Origin of the sequence: Streptomyces johnsoniae (assembly GCF_031845565.1) — a bacterium.
Classification (GTDB): domain Bacteria; phylum Actinomycetota; class Actinomycetes; order Streptomycetales; family Streptomycetaceae; genus Streptomyces; species Streptomyces johnsoniae.
Genome location: NZ_JAVREV010000127.1, coordinates 1 through 235 on the forward strand (window position 1 = coordinate 1; position 235 = coordinate 235).

The 235-nt window shown below is 64.3% G+C and carries 1 protein-coding gene; it reads left to right on the forward strand.

Annotated features, from left to right (window positions below; all coding sequences use genetic code 11):
* Positions 1 to 46: 46 nt before the first annotated feature.
* Positions 47 to 235 (forward strand): acyltransferase domain-containing protein (locus RM779_RS33935; RefSeq protein WP_394813460.1); only part of this gene is annotated, 189 nt, incomplete at its 3' end.

The following is a 235-nucleotide window of genomic DNA, read 5'->3' on the forward strand; positions in this document are numbered from 1 at the left end:
GCCGTTGGTTGGGTCGGTGGTGGTGGGGTCTGATCGGCCGGTGTTTGTGGTTCGTGGTCAGGGGTCGCAGTGGGTGGGGATGGGTGTGGAGTTGTGGGGGGAGTCGGAGGTGTTTCGTTCGCGGTTGGTGGAGTGTTCTGAGGTGTTGGAGCCGTTGGTGGGGTGGTCGTTGGTTGAGGTGTTGTTGGGTGGGGGTGAGGGGTGGCTGGAGCGGGTGGATGTGGTGCAGCCGGTG